Annotated in this window: 20 protein-coding genes; 4 read left to right on the top strand and 16 right to left on the bottom strand. The window is 51.7% G+C overall.

Annotated elements, in window-relative coordinates; genetic code table 11:
- Positions 1 to 4 precede the first annotated feature (4 nt).
- The 3 genes from AACZ19_RS03765 to AACZ19_RS03755 are packed head-to-tail and all read right to left on the bottom strand — an operon-like array spanning position 5 to position 2,582.
- Positions 5 to 1,390, bottom strand: a complete 1,386-nt coding sequence (locus tag AACZ19_RS03765; protein WP_339631261.1) for an ATP-binding protein — start codon at positions 1,388 to 1,390, stop codon at positions 5 to 7.
- Positions 1,378 to 2,061 carry a response regulator gene (locus AACZ19_RS03760; RefSeq protein WP_339631259.1) on the bottom strand — a complete coding sequence of 228 codons (684 nt, stop codon included), beginning with the start codon at positions 2,059 to 2,061 and terminating at the stop codon, positions 1,378 to 1,380. The genes AACZ19_RS03765 and AACZ19_RS03760 overlap by 13 nt, the downstream gene beginning before the upstream one ends.
- Before the next feature lie 26 nt (positions 2,062 to 2,087).
- Positions 2,088 to 2,582 carry a MarR family transcriptional regulator gene (locus tag AACZ19_RS03755; RefSeq protein WP_339631257.1) on the bottom strand — a complete coding sequence of 165 codons (495 nt, stop codon included), beginning with the start codon at positions 2,580 to 2,582 and terminating at the stop codon, positions 2,088 to 2,090.
- 104 nt (positions 2,583 to 2,686) lie between these two features.
- On the opposite strand from AACZ19_RS03755, the gene AACZ19_RS03750 reads away from it, so the two are divergent.
- Together AACZ19_RS03750 and AACZ19_RS03745 are read left to right on the top strand one after the other, a co-directional pair.
- A complete protein-coding gene (locus AACZ19_RS03750; RefSeq protein ID WP_339631255.1) occupies positions 2,687 to 3,571 on the top strand; it encodes a branched-chain amino acid aminotransferase in 885 nt (294 codons plus the stop codon).
- 135 nt (positions 3,572 to 3,706) lie between these two features.
- The gene (locus AACZ19_RS03745; RefSeq protein WP_339631254.1) at positions 3,707 to 5,062 is read left to right on the top strand and encodes a hypothetical protein; all 1,356 of its coding nucleotides are present in this window, start codon (positions 3,707 to 3,709) and stop codon (positions 5,060 to 5,062) included.
- Positions 5,063 to 5,093: 31 nt separating this feature from the next.
- Here the strand turns inward: AACZ19_RS03745 and AACZ19_RS03740 are convergent, their stop codons facing one another.
- The 10 genes from AACZ19_RS03740 to AACZ19_RS03695 all read right to left on the bottom strand — a co-directional run bounded on the left by AACZ19_RS03740 (position 5,094) and on the right by AACZ19_RS03695 (position 13,864).
- Positions 5,094 to 5,552, bottom strand: coding sequence for a molybdenum cofactor biosynthesis protein MoaE (locus AACZ19_RS03740; protein ID WP_339631253.1), 459 nt, complete (start codon positions 5,550 to 5,552; stop codon positions 5,094 to 5,096).
- A 1-nt stretch (position 5,553) separates the two neighbouring features.
- A complete protein-coding gene (gene moaD / locus AACZ19_RS03735) occupies positions 5,554 to 5,805 on the bottom strand; it encodes a molybdopterin converting factor subunit 1 (protein ID WP_339631251.1) in 252 nt (83 codons plus the stop codon).
- The gene (gene glp, locus AACZ19_RS03730; RefSeq protein ID WP_339631249.1) at positions 5,802 to 7,064 is read right to left on the bottom strand and encodes a gephyrin-like molybdotransferase Glp; all 1,263 of its coding nucleotides are present in this window, start codon (positions 7,062 to 7,064) and stop codon (positions 5,802 to 5,804) included. Before glp ends, moaD begins: the two co-directional genes overlap by 4 nt.
- Entirely contained in the window at positions 7,048 to 7,569 is a 522-nt protein-coding gene (gene mobB, locus AACZ19_RS03725) for a molybdopterin-guanine dinucleotide biosynthesis protein B (RefSeq protein ID WP_339631248.1), read from the bottom strand. The genes glp and mobB overlap by 17 nt, the downstream gene beginning before the upstream one ends.
- Before the next feature lie 25 nt (positions 7,570 to 7,594).
- On the bottom strand, positions 7,595 to 8,158 hold the full coding sequence (gene pgsA / locus AACZ19_RS03720; protein ID WP_339631247.1) for a CDP-diacylglycerol--glycerol-3-phosphate 3-phosphatidyltransferase: 564 nt from the start codon (positions 8,156 to 8,158) through the stop codon (positions 7,595 to 7,597).
- A 74-nt stretch (positions 8,159 to 8,232) separates the two neighbouring features.
- Entirely contained in the window at positions 8,233 to 10,146 is a 1,914-nt protein-coding gene (gene uvrC, locus AACZ19_RS03715; RefSeq protein WP_339631245.1) for an excinuclease ABC subunit UvrC, read from the bottom strand.
- A 420-nt stretch (positions 10,147 to 10,566) separates the two neighbouring features.
- The gene (locus AACZ19_RS03710; protein ID WP_339631243.1) at positions 10,567 to 10,980 is read right to left on the bottom strand and encodes a dihydroneopterin aldolase; all 414 of its coding nucleotides are present in this window, start codon (positions 10,978 to 10,980) and stop codon (positions 10,567 to 10,569) included.
- Positions 10,973 to 11,731 carry an SDR family oxidoreductase gene (locus AACZ19_RS03705; RefSeq protein ID WP_339631241.1) on the bottom strand — a complete coding sequence of 253 codons (759 nt, stop codon included), beginning with the start codon at positions 11,729 to 11,731 and terminating at the stop codon, positions 10,973 to 10,975. Before AACZ19_RS03705 ends, AACZ19_RS03710 begins: the two co-directional genes overlap by 8 nt.
- Positions 11,732 to 11,758: 27 nt before the next feature.
- Positions 11,759 to 12,733 carry a calcium/sodium antiporter gene (locus AACZ19_RS03700; protein WP_339631239.1) on the bottom strand — a complete coding sequence of 325 codons (975 nt, stop codon included), beginning with the start codon at positions 12,731 to 12,733 and terminating at the stop codon, positions 11,759 to 11,761.
- Between the two features lie 201 nt (positions 12,734 to 12,934).
- Positions 12,935 to 13,864: a TraB/GumN family protein gene (locus tag AACZ19_RS03695; RefSeq protein WP_339631237.1), complete on the bottom strand. Its 930-nt coding sequence runs from the start codon at positions 13,862 to 13,864 to the stop codon at positions 12,935 to 12,937.
- 142 nt (positions 13,865 to 14,006) lie between these two features.
- On the opposite strand from AACZ19_RS03695, the gene modA reads away from it, so the two are divergent.
- Complete coding sequence (gene modA, locus AACZ19_RS03690; RefSeq protein ID WP_339631235.1) at positions 14,007 to 14,756, top strand: molybdate ABC transporter substrate-binding protein; 750 nt, start codon at positions 14,007 to 14,009, stop codon at positions 14,754 to 14,756.
- Positions 14,757 to 14,760: 4 nt separating this feature from the next.
- Here modA and uvrB read toward each other — a convergent pair whose 3' ends face one another.
- Together uvrB and AACZ19_RS03680 are read right to left on the bottom strand one after the other, a co-directional pair.
- Complete coding sequence (gene uvrB / locus AACZ19_RS03685; RefSeq protein ID WP_339631233.1) at positions 14,761 to 16,929, bottom strand: excinuclease ABC subunit UvrB; 2,169 nt, start codon at positions 16,927 to 16,929, stop codon at positions 14,761 to 14,763.
- Between the two features lie 158 nt (positions 16,930 to 17,087).
- Positions 17,088 to 17,318: a DUF1127 domain-containing protein gene (locus AACZ19_RS03680; protein WP_339631232.1), complete on the bottom strand. Its 231-nt coding sequence runs from the start codon at positions 17,316 to 17,318 to the stop codon at positions 17,088 to 17,090.
- A 151-nt stretch (positions 17,319 to 17,469) separates the two neighbouring features.
- Here AACZ19_RS03680 and AACZ19_RS03675 point away from each other — a divergent pair, with 151 nt between their 5' ends.
- A complete protein-coding gene (locus tag AACZ19_RS03675) occupies positions 17,470 to 18,390 on the top strand; it encodes a transcriptional regulator GcvA (protein WP_339631230.1) in 921 nt (306 codons plus the stop codon).
- Positions 18,391 to 18,410: 20 nt separating this feature from the next.
- Here AACZ19_RS03675 and AACZ19_RS03670 read toward each other — a convergent pair whose 3' ends face one another.
- Complete coding sequence (locus AACZ19_RS03670; protein ID WP_339631228.1) at positions 18,411 to 19,811, bottom strand: methyl-accepting chemotaxis protein; 1,401 nt, start codon at positions 19,809 to 19,811, stop codon at positions 18,411 to 18,413.
- Between the last annotated feature and the right edge of the window lie 52 nt (positions 19,812 to 19,863).

Below are 19,863 nucleotides of genomic sequence, written 5' to 3'. Positions count from 1 at the left end.
CGACTTACAGAGGTAGCCGGATTTCGATTTGGAGGCCCCCTGCGGGTGAGTTGCCCAGGGCGATCTGGCCACCATGTCCATGAACAACGTCACGGGCAATCGTCATACCGAGGCCGCTGCCCCCGGTTTTCACGTTGCGTGAAGGGTCAAGACGGTAGAAGGGACGGAACACATCCTTTCGGTTTTCTTCAGGGATGCCCGGCCCGTCATCATCGATCGTGATGATTATTTCCGAATTTGTTGATTTGACAGTGATCCATATCTCCGTTGCGTAGCGGGCGGCGTTATTCACCAGATTTGTAATGCAACGTTTAAAGCCGCTGGGACGGAGCTCTGCGCGAAGGGTCTCCGGGGCTTTAAGGGAAATGGCGGCACCCTGACGGCGGGCGTTCATGACAATGTCGTGGAACAGTTCCGGTATGTCCGTGTCTTCGACGGCCTCGGCTTCCTGACCTTGGGCAAAGGCGAGATACCCTTCCACCATCTTCTCCATATCTGCTACATCGCCTTGAAGGCTGACTTTGCTCTCATCTTCTGGCATCATGGCGAGTTGCAGCTTCATTCTTGTAAGAGGGGTGCGAAGGTCATGGCTGACACCGGCTAGCATTTCGGTGCGCTGTGTAATCTGCCGCAGGATTCGGTGTTTCATGACATGAAATGCGCGGGAGGCAGAACGGATTTCCTGAGCGCCACTTGGCTTGAAATCATCAACAAACTGGCCTTTACCAAACTGTTCAGCCGCCATCGCCAACTGCCGGATCGGGCGCATCTGATTGCGAAGAAACAATAGGGCGACGCCCAGCAGGACGAGGGAAATTGCCACCATCCACATGACAAAAATATAGGTTGTTGATGAAAATAGCCGTTTGTCCCGGACGATCACCTGCAACACGCCGTCTGGTAACTGTATTAAAATAATAACGGATTCGAGCTTTGTATTTGTTGAGATGTTGAATGCGCGCGCCGGAAGACTCTCTCTCATAGCGGTAGCAAGATGGCTTTCCAGAAAACCATAGCTTTTCTGTTTGTCGCTGCCTTCGGGGAGTAAAGCCCCTTCGTCGATACTGACAGCGAGGCGCATCTGTCCGCGGGCGATGCTGAGAATATCCGTTTCCGCCACTTTGCCGGGAAATCGATCGCGAAGCGAGATGACGGCGGAAACATCACCCGCCACACCTTGCGCAAGCCGCCGTGCAACGTCATCCCAGTGACGTTCATAAAAAATATAGGTCACCAGGATTTGCAGCAACAGGATCGGCAGGACAACGATCATGATTGACCGGCCGAACAAAGTTCGGGGCATAAGGTTTTTGATAAATCCAGCAGTAATCTGGTAGTAAATACCTCGCAACCGGTGATAAATATCGCGTAAAAAGGTCAGTCTGCCCATAAAACATATCCTTCACCGCGCACCGTCTGAAGATGGCGCGGTGCTTTCGGATCATCTTCTATCTTCCGCCTAAGGCGCGTTATCTGAACATCCACGGCGCGGCCCTGACTACCGCTGGAAACGGAGAGATCATCACGACTGATCGGCACACCCGGGGTTGCGGCCAATGATTTCAGCAGTAATGATTCGCCTGAGGTCAAATTAATGACGCTGCCATCCTTCAATAGTTCGCCGCGTTCAAGATTGAATGTGAAGGATCCGAATTGGAGGTCCTCTAGTTTCTCGGTTTTTGACCGGCGTAAAATCGCGTCTATGCGCAATAATAACTCACGCGGCTCGAATGGTTTGCTGAGGTAGTCGTCAACGCCGGCCTCAAGCCCATTGATTCTATCTTCGGCTTCGCCCATTGCGGTCAACATCAGTACCGGAATTTCCCGAATGGTTCCGCTGCCGCCACGCATTTTCTGTACCAGATCAATGCCGTCTCCACCTGGCATCATCCGATCCAGCACAATCAGGTCGAAAAAGAACCCTCCCATCCGACTCTCCGCCATCGCATTGTTGGTCGCCGTCGAGACGCGATAGCCATTGTCCATGAGATACTTTTTCAACAGAGACAGCAACCGGGCGTCGTCGTCAACGACAAGAATATGAGGCGCATTGTCCATCATCGTCCATTACTCATCAGCAAAATATATCATGGCTTCGAAACCCGACGCATTACCCTGTCGCGTTGCTCTTCATCAATAAGGCCGGTCAGTACCTTTCGATATCCTGCGACGGCATCTCCGCCCGCCTCCCGAAAAGCGTTGGCAACAAGTTCCCGCTGGACCCGACTCACCTTTTGCTCAAGTTTGCGTCCTTCTTCGGTCAGGTAAAGACAGCGCTGCCGCCGGTCTTCTTCCCCTTGTCGTTGTTCGACAAAGCCACGTTTGATGAGGTTGCTCAAGACGCGATTCAGGCTCTGTTTCGTAATTTTCAATATGTCGAGCAATTCAGATACTGTCATGCCTTCATTGCGTCCAACGAAATGAATCACACGGTGGTGTGCCCGTCCAAAATTATAGTCCTTAAGAATCTGGTCTGGCCCCGCTGTGAAGTCACGATAGGCAAAAAACAGGAGCTCTATCGCCTGCCTGAGTTCCTCTTCGCGCAGGAACAGCGGGTTGTTAGTAGATTTTACGTCAGTCATGTTGACATATATTTCTTATAATGTTACAAAATCATCATTCGATTCGACATAATCGAACGTTTTATGGGAATATACGATATTATAATAACGCAAGGTGCTTCAAAATGGATACCTCCTCTTTTGCCGACAAAGACGGCTATATCTGGTTGAATGGTAAACTCGTACCATGGCGCGATGCAAACATCCATGTGCTTACACACGGACTGCATTATGCCAGCAGTGTATTCGAAGGGGAACGGGTCTATGACGGCGAAATTTTTAAACTTCAGGAACATACAGATCGCCTGATTGAGTCAGCCCGTATTCTTGGTTTCAAGCTTGAACAAACTGCTGAGGAAATTAACGAAGCCTCTCGCCAGACAGTAATTGCGAACAAGATCGTTGATGGCTACGTCCGTCCGGTCGCTTGGCGCGGTTCTGAAATGATGGGCGTATCGGCCCAGAGTAATCGGATTAACCTAGCGATCGCTGCTTGGGTTTGGCCGAGCTACTTCTCGCCGGAAGCGAGAATGAAAGGAATTCGGTTAAAGCTTTCCGAATGGAAACGTCCATCGCCGGAGACGATCCCCACCAAATCGAAAGCGGCCGGTTTGTATATGATCTGCACATTGAGCAAGCATCAGGCTGAATCAGAAGGGTTCGATGATGCGCTCATGCTTGATTATCGTGGCCGGATTGCCGAAGCGACGGGCGCGAACATCTTTTTTGTACGGGATGGCGCGCTCCATACGCCAACACCGGATTGCTTCCTGGATGGCATTACCCGACGGACAGTGATCGATCTTGCCCGCGCCCGGGGAATTGAGGTTATCGAGCGGGCCATCATGCCGGAAGAGATGGCTGATTTCTCCGAATGTTTTCTGACGGGAACGGCTGCAGAGGTTACTCCGGTCAGCAGTATCGACAGCTATCAATTTACGCCTGGCGCTATTTGTGCGCAGCTGATCAAGGATTATGATCAATGTGTACGCCGTAAAATCGCTGCGTAATCCAACGAGTAAAAAACGCTAGCTGAGTACCCGCCTTAACCATGTTGAGGCGGGTATTTTGATTTTCGAGCAATTTCGTCTAAAATAATGTATACATATGGACAAATTGAATAAGCTGCAGATTATTCGGGACAAATGACTGTTATGATAGTGACGCGATTAACCATGGCCCTCGGGCTCGTCTTGTTTGGCATGCAATTCGCCCAAGCAAGTTACGATGCGGGGAAGGATGCTCTTGACCGAAACGATGCCGTGACTGCCATCGAGAAATGGCAGCCTGTCGCCAAACGTGGTGATGTCCAAGCACAAATTGCGCTTGGAGAGATATTCGAAAAGGGCGCCGAGGGAGTTAATATCAATCTGATTGACGCCTATGCCTGGTACAATCTGGCGGCGGCTCAGGGTTCTGAAGTGGCGGATACGGCGGTTGAGCGACTTAAGAGCAGTATGTCTCCTGAAGAGATTGAGGATGGTGAGGCTCAGTCTCTCGCGGCATTGGGCTTCTGGTTTCGCGATTATTCCGGTCAGGATGAAGCCGCGTTTCAGGTCGCCAAAGCCGCCGTTGGCACGTCGGATCAGCAGCAGAACAACGATAGTGCAACCCTTGCCGAGCAACGAGCGGCGGAGCAGCGCGAATTAATCGCGCAGCGAAAGGCAGAAGCAGAGGCAAAGGCAAAGGCATTGGAAGCGAGTCGCGACGCGGCAATCCAGGCGGCTCAGGCACAGGCTGAGGAAGCGAAACGGCAGGCGGCTTTGCGCGAACAGCAGATAGAAGAGCAGCGGATCGCTATTGCGCAGAAAGGCCCAATGAATGATCAGGCTGAAGTCGCCGCGGCCCGTGCGAGACTGGCCGCCTTGATGGCGAAGCAAAATGGATCCGCTACGGCATCAACGACAACGATGCCTGCAGTGCCTCAGCCCGTGATCTCGAAGGTCGAGCCTGCACCGGAACCTAAAATTGAGAAAGGCATTCCCGCCCAGCCCGTGCAGTCTTCGAGCGAAGGAATGAGTGCTGAAACGAAACCGGCGCAACCTGTTCAGCTTGCCAACGAGAGTTCTGCCGCCGAGGCAAAATCGGTAGTGTTGGCAAAGACGGAGCCGGTAGCTGAGACAAAGGAATTGACGATTGCCGACTCCGCTGAGCCCCAGAAGAAGCAGAAAGTTGCGAATACGGAACCTGCTTTGTCCGATGAAAAATCCGCGGCACTCGCCTCGCTGAAAAAGAAGGGCAGCCTTAATAATGATGCCGTTGAGCAGATTTTTGAGCAGGCCAAAATCGCTAATCTGAATACTGCGACCGCTCAGGCGGAAATCGAACAATCCATCATCAGGATTGAGGCGCTGAAATGGTCCCTTATTTCGGGGGCAAAAGGTGATACGGCCGCACCGAAAATGAACAAGGTGTTGATGTCAAAGATGTCACCGGTTCAGATAGCCGAGGCGAACCGCTTGGCGAGCGAATGGCTTATCGAGAGACAGAGCGAACTCTGACCGCCTGACATACTTGCCATACCAGCCTTTGTTAATCGTCCGCCGTCCATCGTTTTGCGGCATCAATATCCGTTTGACGTTCATTGACCCAGCTTGTCTCGCCGTCTTCGCCTTTTTCCATTTTCCAGAAAGGGGCTTTTGTCTTCAGCCAATCCATCAGGAAGCTTGCTGCGTCAAAGGCGTCCTGACGATGAGGGGAGGCGGTAATCACGAGGACAATCGGCTCCCCGAGCGCCATATCGCCATAGCGGTGAATAATGAGGCTTGCCTGTAAATCCCAACGCGCCGTTGCCTCTGCCTCTATCTTGGCAAGCTCCCGCTCCGTCATGCCGGGGTAATGTTCCAGGCTGAAGCCTGCAACAGCGGCGCCGTCATTGAAGTCGCGGACGAGACCGGTAAAGCTGACGACGGCGCCAATATCCGTCCGACCCTCCGTTAGTGCCGTCATCTCTGTACCGACATCGAAAATCTCACGCTGAACGCGGATCATCCTAACCTCCGGTCACCGGCGGGAAAAACGCAACTTCGTCATTTTCCTTCAATGGCGTATTTCCGACGATATATTCCTGATTAACCGCAATGCGGACAACCTCAAGATCGCTGAATACTTCTGCGAAGGCCGGACCGCGCGACTTCATCCAGCGAACGAGGCTATCCGTGTCCGATCGTTCTTCCGACCAGGGCAGGGTTTCCTCCGTCATCTGTAATTTGGCTTTCAACCAGGCAAAATAGAGAATTTTCATCTCATCAACTCCGAGAAGGGAAGAAAAGTAACCATGTCCCCGTTCTCAATATAGGTGACATCATCCCCGATTTCGATCAATCCATTTGCCCAGACGGCAGACGAGAGAATACCGGAACCTTCCGTGTGATATTTTTCGGCAATCCCGACATCATCTTTTGCCGGCGTGTAGCGCCCGCGCAACCACTCTGTACGGCCGGGTTTCTTTTTCATCGTAAAGTCGGCTTTTGCCTGAAAGGAGAGGGGGGGATCAATCCCCCAGCCACTTAATATGCCGATTAATGGACGAACAAACTTCAGGGAGCACACAAGCGCGGCTATCGGATTTCCCGGCAACCCAATGAATGCCGTATTCCCGATCTGCCCGAGCGCGAGTGGACGTCCCGGCTTGATGGCAATTCTCCAGAAGTGAAGTTGGCCAGTTTCTGAGAGGGCCGTTTTGACATGGTCCTCCTCACCCATCGAAACACCGCCGGATGTGATAACAAGATCATGCGTCTCGGCTGCGCCTTTCAAGGCATTCCGAACAGTCTGTCGTTCATCCCTTAATATTCCGAGATCTGTAACCTTACAGCCATAACTCTCTAGAAGAGTGGTCAGGATAATACGGTTGCTGTCATAAATACTGCCGGTAAATATGGCTTCGCCCGGATTAATCAGCTCATCGCCGGTCGAGAAGACGGCAACCTTTAGCCGTTTGAAGACTCGGACGGCGTCAATCCCGACTGAGGCAAGATATCCAAGCTCCTGCGCTCTAAGACTGCTCCCGCGTTTCAGCAGAACTTGCCCTTCGCGAACATCCTCTCCCGCCTTTCTGCGGTTCGCTCCTAATTTGAGGTGAGGGGGAAGAATGACATTATCGCCTGCGAAGGAGACATCTTCAATCATGGCAACAGTATCGAAACCGTCCGGCATCAGCGCGCCTGTCAGTATCTTGACGACCGTATCTGGCGGCGGTGCTTCGGCCAACGGATGCCCTGCCGTGCTTTGGCCAAAAACAATGCGTGGCGCCTCACCCGTATCTTGATCTTGATCGCTGGAATAACGGAAGGCGAAGCCATCAACGGCGGAATTATCGAAGAGCGGGACGTTCCGCGGCGCAATGATGTCTTCCGCCAGGTGACGGTTCTTTGCTTTGGGAAGCGAGCATGTTTCCGTTCCTACAATAAGAGACGCGGCACTGGAGATTTTATTCAGCGCTTCATTGGCGCTGATCATCTCCGACGCATTGGCGAAACAATCGTTAGCCAGCCGTTCCATGGATTGGTCTCTCCAGCTTAAAATGCTGAATGATAAACGCTGCAATACAATGCTCATCATTCAAGTTCAGAACCGGGATGGGCGCGTCAAAACCGGGAGCTGGCGTTGCCAATGCAATCACGGTTTTGTCTGACATGTATCTTGGCTTGGTTCCACTTTCAGCGCGCCAAACTTCGATTTTCGGAAAGTCCTCCGTCTTGAAACCTTCCACCAGCAGGATATCCACTGGGGATAACTTTGCAATCAACTCGTCGAGCCTTGCCTCTTCTTCGTTACGGTTCTCATGCATGAGCGCCCACCGGCTTGCAGAGGAAACGAGAACCTCCGCCGCTCCGGCCTCTCGATGGCGATAGGAGTCCTTGCCTGGTGTATCAATGTCAAATTTGTGATGCGCATGCTTTATGGTCGAAACGCTGTACCCTCGCTCTATCAATGCCGGTATCAGACGGACCAGAAGGGTTGTCTTGCCATTTCCGCTCCATCCTGAAATTCCGATGACTTTCATGATAAGGTTGCCCAAAGAAGACGTTTCACGTGCCTTCTTTCATCATATGCTTAAGTCCGAGGCGGAGGTAGTCATAGCCAGTCCAGACAGTAAGGGCGCCCGCGAGCCAGAGCAACACCTGACCGATAATAATTGCATCAAACTGGCCGGCAACAGCGGGACCGCCAAGAAGAAAGCAAAGGGCAAATATCTGTGCTGTAGTCTTCCACTTGGCAAGCTTGCTGACCGGCATGCCGACACGAAGTTCCGCAAGATACTCGCGCAATCCCGACACCATGATCTCACGGCAGAGGATAATTGTGGCCGGGATCAACTCCCAATCTCCGATACGACCAATTCCGACCAGAACCAAAAGAACAGAAGCGACCAGTAATTTATCCGCGACCGGGTCCAGAAAGCGCCCTAGGTTGGATGTCTGGCGATAGCGACGAGCGAAATACCCGTCGAAAAAGTCAGTGATTCCTGCCGCTATGAACAATCCAAGTGGCACCCAGCTTGACAGCTTTCCCGGCAGGAACAGCGAGGCTAGCAACAGAGGGATGACAACAATGCGCGACAGTGTCAGTAAATTCGGTAAGCTATGAAGCATGGATTGTTGACGCCGACGGACAGGTGATAAAAAAACAGTATAGGCGTGGCGCAGCATGAATTAAAGAGCAGAAATCAGCTTTCTTCATGGAAAAACTGGTAGATGGTCTCGGCGGTCGCGCGGGATATCCCTTCGACCGCCTGTAAATCACTGAGGGCCGCTTGCTCAACGCCTTTGGCAGAGCCAAAGCGGTTCAGAAGAGCTTTCTTGCGCTTGGCGCCAATACCTGGAATTTCATCCAGCGGCGACTTTCCGATAGCGCGGGAGCGTTTGGCCCGATGGGTGGAGATGGCAAAGTGATGCACTTCGTCCCGTAGCCGCTGTAAAAAATAGAGTGTCGGGTCTCGATCCGGTATGGAAAACGGCGCCTTGCCCGTCATGAAGAAACGTTCCCGCCCGGCATTGCGGTCCGGTCCCTTCGCAATGCCGACCAAGGCGACATCCGTGATTTCAAGTTCGTCAAACACTGCTTGCGCGACAGACAATTGCCCCTGACCGCCATCAATCAGGATCAGGTCAGGCCATTGTTCCCGTGAGCCGGAAACCATCGGTCCTGATTTATCAGGGTCCTCCTTTTGCAGGCGTGAAAAGCGGCGGGTCAAAACTTCGCGCATCATTCCGTAATCATCCCCGGGCGCGAGCGCTGTGTTCTTGATATTGAATTTGCGATAGGCCTTTTTTTCAAACCCGTCCGGGCCTGCAACAACCATTCCGCCTACGGAATGGGTGCCGGAGATATGACTGTTGTCATATACCTCGATCCGCGTGGGCGGTTCGCTGAGACCGAAGGCTTCCGCAACGCCCTCCAGGTGTTTTCGCTGGGTTGCATTTTCGGCCATACGACGGGCGAGAGCCCCTTTTGCATTCATTCTCGCATGTTCAACCATTTCCTTTTTGGGGCCGCGCTGCGGTGCTTCGATTTTGACGACACGTTCGGAGGTAATGGATAGCGCCTCCGCAATCAGGTCGGCATCCTTCAACTGATGACTTGTCCAGATACGGCGCGGTGCCCCGCGGCCGTCATAGAACTGACCTATGAAGGCGCTCAGGACATCTTCAGGCTCATCTTCCTTGTTATGCGATGGATAATGCGCGCGGTTGCCGAAGTTCTGACCTGAACGCAAGAAGAAGACCTGAACGCATGTTTGACCACCCTCCTGATGGGCGGCGATAACATCCACTTCATCTTCTCCCGGCAGATTTATGGTTTGCTTTGACTGGATATGAGCCATGGCCTTTAACCGGTCTCGCAAAATGGCGGCCTGCTCAAAATCAAGGGAATCACTGGCCGCCTGCATTTTTCCTGCAAGTTTCTCCTGGAGCATATGGCTTTTGCCGGAGAGGAAATTGCGGGCTTCGTCAACAACATCCAGATAGTCTTCCCGGCTGATCAAATTGACGCAGGGGCCGGAACAGCGTTTGATCTGATACTGCAGGCAGGGTCGGGTTCGATTTTGAAACTCTGAATCCGAGCAGGAGCGCAGGGGAAACAACCGCTGAAAGGTAGCGAGGGTTTCATTCACAGCGCCAGCCGAGGCGAAAGGACCGTAGTATTCCCCTTTTCGAGATCGAGCGCCACGATGTTTTGTGATCTGCGGCCATTCATGGTCGCCGGTGATCAGGATATAGGGAAAGGATTTGTCATCGCGAAGGATGATGTTGTAGCGCGGTTTGAGATTCTTGATCAGGTTCGCTTCAAGCAGCAATGCCTCCACCTCGGTATGAGTAGAGACGAATTCCATCGATCGGGTGAGAGAGACCATCCGCATAATGCGCGTTGATTGGCCTGTCATTTTGACATAGGAGCTGACCCGCTTCTTCAGGTTCTTGGCCTTGCCGACATAGAGTATCTGACCGCCGCCGTCGATCATGCGATAGACGCCCGGGGTTCCAGGAAGGTTTTTGAGGAACCGTTCAATTACCAAAGCGCCGCGCCGAAAGGGCGATTCGCTATTACTGTTTTTTGATTCGAGTTCCTGTTGTGTCATTTCCTTCAATCTGCTCGTGAAAATCGTTGAAAGTTAGTCGTGAGAGTTAAAACGATTTTCAGTAAAATAGCCTAACCCCCTTATAGAAAAGAGACATTAGAGATCAATATTTTTACCCCAAAATCTCCTGTTACAGTTTTTTGACACTATCCACGATTCCTGTGGAAAACTTTGTGCATAACCTATCGACATAACCCTGTAGGTCATGGGAAACCTAGCCTTTGACGACACTGCCTAAAAAATAGGCAATTTTGTAAGTATCTGAATTATATATCATTTTTAAATGTCAAGCCAGAGGCTCAAGGAAAAACACAATTTTTTTAGTTGGTTGCACCGGAACCGGGCTATTCATGTGGTGATGTGCACAACTATCGCAGAGATTTCGTCAAATTTTACGTTTTTTGCCTAACACGAACAAAATTAAGGCCTTCCGCGAATGATTTCAACACCGACACTTGTCGTGTTTTTTATTGCGTTGAGCTTCTCCACTTTCACCTTTACGAGGCTAACCCGTTCATTATCAAGACAGATCGCAGCGGTTTTCTCGGCAAGGGTTTCAACCAGGTTAACATGCTCGCTTTTTGCCATATCCATGATGTGGTTTGCTATGGTCTCATAACACACCACGTTCTTGTAATTGTCATCAAGCGGAGCGGGCGTATCAAGCACGGTCATCTCGATATTAAAACGGACGGGCTGAACCGTGGATTTCTCATGCGTATAAACGCCAATCAGCATATCCACCATAAGATCGGAAATAAAGACCTGATGAGTGGAGGTCGGCCGGGTCATCTTTTCCGGAAACAGAACATTGGCAGTTGTGGGTTTATTCATATGCATCATCCTTCGCATCGTTCTGAACTATAGGTAGATGCTGACCCCCATCAAGGCAAATAAACTCACCCGTCATTGATCTTGCTCTCACGATAAAAAGAACTGCCTCCGCGATCTCCTCGGGCGCTGGACCATAGCCTAGCGGAACGGATTGCTGCTGCTGTTTGAATTGCGCCGCCGTTTGTCTTGAATTTGCCAGTGTCGGACCCGGACCGATGGCATTTACCCGTATGCCGGGAGCGAGCGCCATGGCAGTGGTTTGAGTAAGGGTCCAAAGACCAGCTTTACTTAAGGTATAGGTCGTGAATTCCGGCTGCAGGTTGAAAACCCGCTGATCGGCGATGTTGATGATGTTCCCTTGCTCTTCTTTCGGCAATTGTTTAGCAAAAGATTGCGTGAGCAGCATAGGAGCGAGAAGATTGGTGTTGAGATGATGATGGAAACCCTCCGCCGTTGCGTCACTAATCGTATCCTTATCGAAAACGGCAGCATTGTTAACGAGACAAGTAAGAGGCCCCAGATTTGCTGTGGCTTCCGGCACAATGCCTGCAACTGCTGCCGCGTCTGAAAGGTCTGCTTTTATGAGGCAGACACGTGCATTCAGCTCATTAAGCTCTTCCCTCAGGGTCTCGGCATCTTTTTTGGATTGATGGTAGTGAAGCGCAATACCCCAACCTTCCGCCGCGAAGCCGAGGGCGATGGCACGGCCTATTCGACGGCTGGCTCCGGTTATCAATATATTGTTTGGCATTCCTGAAAATGTCCCGTTTAACTTTGCCTAGTTCAGAGGCGCGGCGTAAACACCCGACATACCATAAAACTGGGCAGCTATATAGGTGACATAGGCAATGCAGAAGGCGCCTCCCAGAACCCGCCCTATTGGCTTCTTGGAGAGAAAGATGGGGACCATCAGGAGTGAGACGAAAAGCATGATCCAAAGATCAAAGTGGAGGATTTGAGCTGGTGCCGTCATCGGTTCGACAATCGCGGTCACACCTATGATCCCTGTAATGTTAAACAGGTTGGACCCCAGAACGTTCCCGATGGCGACGTCACCATGATGGCGAAATGCGGCAATGATTGACGTTGCCAACTCCGGCAGGGAAGTTCCAAGCGCGACAAGCGTCAGGCCTATGATTTCATCGGACACGCCCGCGATCCTGGCGATCACTTCAGCGCCCTCAACAAGCAAGTGAGATCCCAGTATCAACCCGGCCAGACCCATGAACACAAACAGGAGAGAAAAAGGCAGGCTTTTGGGCATATTCTGCTCATATTCCTCCAGCGCTTCTTCCGCTCCTTCATCCCCTTCCTTGCGGGCCCGGAAATAGGATCGCAAGACAATTACCGCAAGAAACCCAACAAGAAGCGCCCCCTGCCAGAGCTGGATTGTACCATTCCAGGCCAGCACCATAAACAAGAGGGTGGCGGTAATCATGATGAAGCTGTCGCGCAGTGCCGACCGCGTGTCACAAACAATCGGATATATCAAGGCAGGAACACCGATTACCAAAAGCACATTGGCGATATTACTGCCAATGACATTGCCGAAGGCAATGCCGGGGACACCATCAATTGCAGCTTGAATGCAAACTACCAATTCCGGTGCCGAGGTGCCGAAGGCGATCACGGTAAAGCCGATCACCAGTTTGGAAACACCCATCTGCTCCGCCAGAGCAACGGAGCCTCTAACGAGAAGTTCACCGCAAACCAGAAGGATAACCAGACCAGCAGCTACTTGTAGATACATCATTTAGGGTTAGTACCCTGGGACTTATTCCCCTTTACACGCATACGGTCACCACTGTTCCTTGAAGACAATTGGGTGTTATATAGACATGCCCCCGCAGCAGTAAAAGAGCTAAAGACATTAAATTGACTTCTTTTCAGATAGCGCGATGATTTTCACTCACGGTTTCCATGCAGTTTCCGGGATTTCTTGGGCCGTTCAATGTCAGTATTTCTGTTCTATCTCGTAACCAAGCTTTTCCAGAAGCGAGAGAACACCCTCCTCTCCAGGCAAATGCAGCGCGCCGATCCCGATGAAGGCATTCCCCCGTTGGAGTTCAGGAAGCATTCGTTCGACCATTCGGTGGTTACGCATATATATAAGATCCGTGGTCATTATCTTGCTCAGGGCAGCGCTGGTTTCCTGAAGTGTCTCTTCCAGGTTGCAGGCTATCCATCCCGTATTGCCGGAGAGATAATAGCTTGTCATGGTTTCAAGCTCTTCATTCAGTTGATGATTCTCATCAATAGCCTGATCAAGGTATTCAAGCTGAACCGCATCGCTCATGGAGTTGAAAATAGCGAGCTGCTCTGCGTTGCTCTCAAGGGCGATGACGCGTTTACCGGACTGCCTTGCGGATTTTTCGAGTTCCTTGTCCAGCAACGTCAGAGTATGTTCGCCTGATTGCGGGTTGGGCGGCGGTTGGCTGATGATCGCCGCGGCCGCCCATACCTTGACCCGATCAAGGGTTGCAGGCGCCATGCCGTATTTGGCAACAATCCGGGACAATTCGTTGAAGCGGGGCTCACCTAACTTCTCTTTCAGACTTTGGCCCGGCTCAAGCAACATCATTTGCTGATTGCGGGCGAGTTCATCATCTTTTAAAGACGTTTCAAACACGGCAGTATTCGAGGCCATGAAGACCTGCATGATAATTCCTGGCAGATGAAGTATCCGCGGATCCTTTGAATGCATCGTCCCGAATATATAGCTTGGGACAGCGTCGCCCTTGGTAACTTTCCACAGCCGTCCCTTATCATAGGGTCGTTCGGTACAATTTTCTGGGGGTGCAGGACTGGCGAGGAGGGCAGGTGCAAATCCTATCTGCATAAACAAAAGAGCAAGGCCAAAAAGCAGTTTTGAAAACATGGTCATTGCAGGCCTCGTTAATTGCGAAAATGGGCGAACTATGACTAGATATAACATATTGAGCCGGGATTTCACGGTATTGGCGGAATAAAGTATGGGGACTAAGGTGCGACGGTGTGGAATTTGCCGAAATTTCTTGCGATATCTTATGCTGCCGATCGCTTCTATTATGCTTCTCATCGGTCCAGTCAGCGCATCGGAAGATGATGTGGTTGTGTTCGCCGCAGCCAGCACGACCAACGTTGTCTCCGCCCTTGCCAAGGAGTTTGAGAAGCGAACCGGATTTACCGTTATTCCCTCTTTCGCCGGTAGCGGAACTCTGGCCCGGCAAATCAGCGAAGGTGCCCCGGCGGATATTATGATTTCTGCCAATATGGAATGGCTGAACTATCTTGATCAGGCTGGTTTCTTGGGGCCGGAAAGCCTGATGAAAATTGCCTCGAACAATTTGGCTCTGGTTGTGCCGGAAGGAACTCCGATCCCTGATCCTTTCGAGTTTGAAAAACTGCCCTCCATTCTCGGGCAGGGACGGTTGGCAATTGGAAATCCGGCGCATGTCCCGGCAGGGAATTATGCCATGGCGGCGCTTCAATCTCTAAATCTATGGGATCAGCTTGAAAGCCAACTGGTTCTGCTGCCCAATGTCCGTGCCGTGTTGGCGCTGGTGGAGCGCGGTGAAGTTCCCTTCGCCATTATTTACGAGACGGATATGCGCCTTGCCAGGAATATTAGTCTTGCAAGTATATTCCCGGCTGATTCCCATCCGCCAATTTTTTACGGCATGGCGAAAATCAAAGACAATGACGGCCATTCAACCAGTCTGTTCTATGATTTCGTGCGTTCGCAGGACGGGCAGGAGATTTTCCGTCAGTTTGGATTTATTGCAGAGGGAGGCTAGGGCTTTACCGAGAGCGTCCACCTAATATATGGCCGCTGCCAGCGCGCCCTTTGCTGGACCGCCCCTGCGGGCGACCGCTGTTGGGGCCGCCAATACCCAGTTCGCGATCCTGCAATTTCTTGATTTCATCACGAATGCGGGCGGCTTCCTCAAATTCAAGATCCCCGGCTGCCGTCCGCATTTTCTTCTCTAGGTCCTCGATATGGGCTTCAAGATTGTGTCCAATCATATGGCTAGTCTCTTCAAGGCCAAGGCCGACGTTATAGTGATCCTGCTCATAGACACTTTGCATAATGTCGCCGATATTTTTTCGCACCGACATGGGCGTGATACCATGTTCGGCGTTAAAGGCTTCCTGCTTGTCCTTGCGCCGTTTTGTTTCGTCCAGTGCGAATTGCATGCTCTTCGTGATCTTGTCCGCATAAAGGATAACCCGGCCATCTACATTTCTCGCGGCACGGCCAATCGTCTGGATCAATGATGTCGAGGATCTCAGAAATCCTTCCTTATCCGCATCAAGAATGGCAACAAGCGCACATTCTGGAATGTCCAGCCCTTCCCGCAGGAGGTTGATGCCGACCAGCACATCGAAAGTACCTAAACGAAGATCCCGGATTATTTCGATCCGTTCGAGTGTATCGATATCAGAGTGAAGGTAACGGACCTTTATGCCATTCTCATGAAAATACTCTGTCAGATCTTCCGCCATCTTCTTGGTGAGTGTTGTGACAAGAACGCGTTCGCCTTTTGCCGCGCAAAGCTTGCTTTCGCGCATCAGGTCGTCTACCTGCTGGGCTACCGGGCGGATAATACAATCAGGGTCAGTCAAGCCTGTCGGGCGGATAACCTGTTCAACAAACGCACCGCCAGTGCGTTCCAGCTCCCACGGTCCAGGCGTCGCGGAAACGAATAATGTCTGTGGGCGCATGGCCTCCCACTCCTCAAACTTGAGGGGGCGGTTATCCATGCAGGACGGCAGACGGAAGCCATACTCCGCCAAAGTGGATTTTCGGCGAAAGTCGCCTTTATACATGGCGCCAATCTGGCTGACCGTGACATGGCTCTCGTCCACCATCAACATTGCATTGTCAGGCAGATACTCAAACAGTGTCGGCGGCGGCTGTCCCGGACCACGACCCGAAAGATAGCGCGAGTAATTCTCAATTCCGGCGCAGGCACCGGTCGCTTCCATCATTTCAAGATCAAACATGGTGCGTTGCTCAAGCCGCTGGGCTTCGAGCAGTTTGTTCTGGGTCTCAAATTCGGCAAGCCGTAATTTAAGTTCTTGCTTGATCAGTTCCTGTGCCTGCTTCAGGGTCGGCTTTGGCGTTACGTAATGGCTATTTGCATAAATACGGACTTCAGAGAGAGAGCCAGCCTTCTCTCCGGTGAGTGGATCGAACTCCGTAATACTTTCAAGCTCATTGCCAAAAAGCGAGAGACGCCACGCGCGATCTTCCAGATGGGCCGGGAAGATTTCTATTGTATCGCCGCGCACCCGGAAAGTTCCGCGGGTAAAGCTTGCGTCATTACGCCGATACTGAATCTCGACAAGCTGTCGAAGCAATGTCTGGCGATCAAATTCCTTGCCGACTTTCAGGTCCAGCGTCATTTCGCTGTAGGTCTCAACCGAGCCGATACCATAAATACAGGAGACGGACGCAACAATGATCACGTCGTCTCGTTCCAGCAGGGCACGGGTTGCCGAATGGCGCAGCCGATCAATCTGCTCATTTACCGAAGCGTCTTTTTCGATATAGGTATCCGTCCGGGCGACATAGGCTTCCGGCTGATAATAGTCGTAGTAGGAGACGAAATATTCGACCGCGTTATTGGGGAAAAACGCTTTCATCTCGCCGTAGAGCTGCGCGGCAAGCGTCTTGTTGTGGGCGAGGATAAGGGTTGGGCGTTGCAGTCTCTCAATGGCTTTTGCCATGGTGAAGGTTTTACCCGATCCGGTTACACCAAGTAAAACCTGGTCCTTCTCGTGCTGCTTTACGCCGTTAACTAGCGCCTCTATGGCTTCGGGCTGATCGCCTGCGGGTTCGTATTCTGAAACTACCTCGAAGGAGATGCCGCCCTCGGATTTTTCGGGCCGCACGGGGCGGTGAGGAATGAAGGCCGCCGAAGCGTCTTCCAGTCCTGATGTTTCATTTTTGTTCTTTAACTGCATAAGGAGGTTATAGGGCGCTCGCGGGTAAATTTCCAATTCATTTTGATCTGAAATGTAAAATTATTTGCAAGGTCTCTTGCTGGCGCAAGTGGCCGCCCGGACGTCTGAGGACAGGGGGGGGGAGGACAGACGTTATTCCGGGCGGTAGCTTGAAACGATCATGACTGCCAGAAGGCCTTACCGGTTTCGGTTTGTATCTGGGAGGTGGAAAGGCCCGCGTCATTCAAATATTCTTTATCCAGAGACGCGAGATGGTGCCGCATAGTTGCCCGTTCCTGCCATTGAAGAACGATATTCGTGATGGACCCCATGAACCCTGTGCTGCTACCATAGCCGCTGACGGGTGCGTGATGTATGTTTCCACCATTGATAACTGATTTTGTTGCCATCTTTTTAATTCCTTTACTCAATTGGGCGGTCCGACGAAACGGCTGCACCGGTTGTTCTGATGAGCCATACTTGTTCTTTTTTTGGCTTGATTACAAACGACAAATTCTAATAGAATAAGTTAGTTTTTCTAATCTGAAATGGGATTGAATCATGCGCTTCCCCCCGCTTAAAGCGTTGCGCAGCTTCGAAGCAGCGGCACGGCATTTAAGTTTTTCTAAAGCGGCAGAGGAGCTCTTCGTAACTCCGGCGGCTGTTAGCCATCAGGTCAAGGCATTGGAGGACTGGCTAGGAGTGATCCTGTTCAAGCGGTTGAACCGTGCCGTGATTCTGACGAACGAGGGACAGAACTATGTCATGGGTGTGCGCAACGGCCTTGAGATAATTGGTGCTGCGACAGAAAAAATTATGCTTCAAGATGCCTCAGGCGCTCTACATGTGGATACACTACCGTCATTCGCAGCCCGGTGGCTGCTGCCGCGTCTCAGCCGCTTTCGGGAGGCGCATCCGGACATAGACGTGCGGTTATCCGCATCGGACCATTTGACGGATTTTAATCGAGAGGATGTTGATGTCGTTATCCGTTATGGTCACGGTCATTATCCGGGTCTTCGTGTTAACAAGCTCCTGACAGAGGAATTGATGTTCCCGGTCTGTAGTCCAAACCTTCTGGAAGGAAAACATCCCCTGCGGCACCCGAACGATCTGAAATACCATACCCTTCTTCACGATGACATGCGGATCGACTGGCAGGCCTGGCTGGCTATGGCAGGGGTCACTGGTGTTGACCCGAAGAAAGGGCCGAGTTTCAATGACAGTTCAATGTTGCTGACGGCAGCGATGGAAGGGCAGGGCGTGGCGCTTGGTCGAAGCACGCTCGCGGCGGATGACTTGATGGCTGGCAGGCTGGTCCAACCGTTCAATATACAGCCCATGCAGGCAGACCATGCTTATTATATTGTAAGCCCTGAAGAGGCAGCAGATCGTCCTCGTATTGCCGCCTTCCGGGAATGGATCATGGAAGAGGCTTCCGTGAACTCAGGCCGGTTCAAATCCCGGATCGAACAGGCATAGACTAGGTGTAAGTACCAAAATTATGTTTGCGGCTTGTAGCCGATACGAAATCCACCCCAATGCCGCCCTTTTACATAAATGGGGGAGGAAAGGTCTTTCATCATTGCAAAGTTGCCGCCCCCCATGTCCCGCCGATAAGTCTGGAGCAGAAAGGGTTTCGTATTCTGTCCAGCGGCGAGGCCGGTCCGGTCATTGAAGATACGGCGGTTCCGGCAGTTAGCGGCATTCCATTCCGGATCATCCTGTCGTTGCGGGTGGGAAAACTTGGCATTGTGAGTGGGTAAATATCCATTTCGATCAATTGCCGCACAAAAGATAATGCTGTCGTCCATTTCAAGCGCGGGTTCTTGAATGCTTGGTAGAATGCGGTCTGTCAAACCAACAAATTTTGTCATTTGCTGCTGCGGGTCCGTTCCCTCTATATCACGATAATCTTCGTCAAACAGATCATTGAGCGTGATCGTTCCCTGATCGATGGCCGCCTCGAATTGCCGAGCAATTTCCGCGGCTGTCTCTGTTGCCAGATGGATAAAGGGCGTATCCACTGTTTCATGCCCACTTCCTGCAATCAGCTCAATCAGTGTTTCGCTGACTTGAAGTAGGCCTGAGGCTTTGGCGTCTGCGTGGGAAATATTTTGATCCGTTTCCTTGACGCTGCTCATGAGCGAGCCGAGTTCCGTCGAAACCTGATCGCATTGGCTGAGATTACTGCCTGCATCCGCCGCCATAGTGGTGATTTCCGAACTAATCTGGGTGAGATTGTTTTCAACGGTTTCAAAAATATCGGCGATATTGGACGAACCCTCCTGCGCCGATTGAGCAATCTCGGAATTTCCGGCGACCTGGGTTTGCAAGGAGCTTACCTGCTCGGTGAGTATCTTCACTGTACTTGTAATTTCCACGGTTGCTTTTTTGGTCTCGTCGGCCAGGCTTTTTACTTCGGTAGCGACAACGGCAAAGCCTTTGCCGGCCTCTCCGGCGCGCGCCGCTTCGATCGTTGCATTCAGGGCTAGAAGATTAGTCTGGCTGGCAATCCCCTCAATACCGGCGGCAACCTTGGCAACATTCGAGAGCGCTTCGCTAAGTGTCGCAAGCTGCCCTTCGAACTGGCTTACACCGGCGACAAGCTCCTGGATATTGCCAACTGCGTGGGAAATTTTTTCCCGGGAGTCATGAATGTCGGAAGCCGTCTGGGCTGTCGCCGATTTTGACGATTGTGCTGCCTCGCTGATTTTGTTGTTGGCGGCGATCATGTTCTGCGCCATCTCAGAAAGACTCTCAAACTGCTTTGATTGCAATTTGCTGCGTTCTGAGACTTCTGCGAGGTGCCCCGCAATTTCAGCGACTTCAACGCCAAGATTACCGACTTCGCTCGCCATCTTCGCGACAAAAGAGTCGGATTTTTTCTCCGCTTCGGACATCCGGGATATCCTCCTAATACTATCTCCCATTAGATAATGCCCCGCAGTATCG

Source organism: uncultured Sneathiella sp. (genome assembly GCF_963973085.1).
Classification (GTDB): Bacteria; Pseudomonadota; Alphaproteobacteria; order Sneathiellales; family Sneathiellaceae; genus Sneathiella.
This window is presented reverse-complemented; position numbering and strand designations above follow the sequence as displayed.

Excerpts from the sequence above, each read along its gene's own strand:
- uvrB (WP_339631233.1), bottom strand. The coding sequence starts at position 16,929 with ATGCAGTTAAAGAACAAAAATGAAACATCAGGACTGGAAGACGCTTCG.
- mobB (WP_339631248.1), bottom strand. The coding sequence starts at position 7,569 with ATGAAAGTCATCGGAATTTCAGGATGGAGCGGAAATGGCAAGACAACC.
- AACZ19_RS03760 (WP_339631259.1), bottom strand. The coding sequence starts at position 2,061 with ATGATGGACAATGCGCCTCATATTCTTGTCGTTGACGACGACGCCCGG.
- AACZ19_RS03745 (WP_339631254.1), top strand. The coding sequence starts at position 3,707 with ATGACTGTTATGATAGTGACGCGATTAACCATGGCCCTCGGGCTCGTC.
- AACZ19_RS03695 (WP_339631237.1), bottom strand. The coding sequence starts at position 13,864 with ATGACCATGTTTTCAAAACTGCTTTTTGGCCTTGCTCTTTTGTTTATG.
- AACZ19_RS03750 (WP_339631255.1), top strand. The coding sequence starts at position 2,687 with ATGGATACCTCCTCTTTTGCCGACAAAGACGGCTATATCTGGTTGAAT.
- pgsA (WP_339631247.1), bottom strand. The coding sequence starts at position 8,158 with ATGCTTCATAGCTTACCGAATTTACTGACACTGTCGCGCATTGTTGTC.
- uvrC (WP_339631245.1), bottom strand. The coding sequence starts at position 10,146 with ATGACACAACAGGAACTCGAATCAAAAAACAGTAATAGCGAATCGCCC.
- AACZ19_RS03710 (WP_339631243.1), bottom strand. The coding sequence starts at position 10,980 with ATGAATAAACCCACAACTGCCAATGTTCTGTTTCCGGAAAAGATGACC.
- AACZ19_RS03740 (WP_339631253.1), bottom strand. The coding sequence starts at position 5,552 with ATGATCCGCGTTCAGCGTGAGATTTTCGATGTCGGTACAGAGATGACG.
- AACZ19_RS03680 (WP_339631232.1), bottom strand. The coding sequence starts at position 17,318 with ATGGCAACAAAATCAGTTATCAATGGTGGAAACATACATCACGCACCC.
- moaD (WP_339631251.1), bottom strand. The coding sequence starts at position 5,805 with ATGAAAATTCTCTATTTTGCCTGGTTGAAAGCCAAATTACAGATGACG.
- AACZ19_RS03765 (WP_339631261.1), bottom strand. The coding sequence starts at position 1,390 with ATGGGCAGACTGACCTTTTTACGCGATATTTATCACCGGTTGCGAGGT.
- AACZ19_RS03700 (WP_339631239.1), bottom strand. The coding sequence starts at position 12,733 with ATGATGTATCTACAAGTAGCTGCTGGTCTGGTTATCCTTCTGGTTTGC.
- glp (WP_339631249.1), bottom strand. The coding sequence starts at position 7,064 with ATGGAACGGCTGGCTAACGATTGTTTCGCCAATGCGTCGGAGATGATC.
- AACZ19_RS03705 (WP_339631241.1), bottom strand. The coding sequence starts at position 11,731 with ATGCCAAACAATATATTGATAACCGGAGCCAGCCGTCGAATAGGCCGT.
- AACZ19_RS03670 (WP_339631228.1), bottom strand. The coding sequence starts at position 19,811 with ATGTCCGAAGCGGAGAAAAAATCCGACTCTTTTGTCGCGAAGATGGCG.
- AACZ19_RS03675 (WP_339631230.1), top strand. The coding sequence starts at position 17,470 with ATGCGCTTCCCCCCGCTTAAAGCGTTGCGCAGCTTCGAAGCAGCGGCA.
- modA (WP_339631235.1), top strand. The coding sequence starts at position 14,007 with ATGCTGCCGATCGCTTCTATTATGCTTCTCATCGGTCCAGTCAGCGCA.
- AACZ19_RS03755 (WP_339631257.1), bottom strand. The coding sequence starts at position 2,582 with ATGACTGACGTAAAATCTACTAACAACCCGCTGTTCCTGCGCGAAGAG.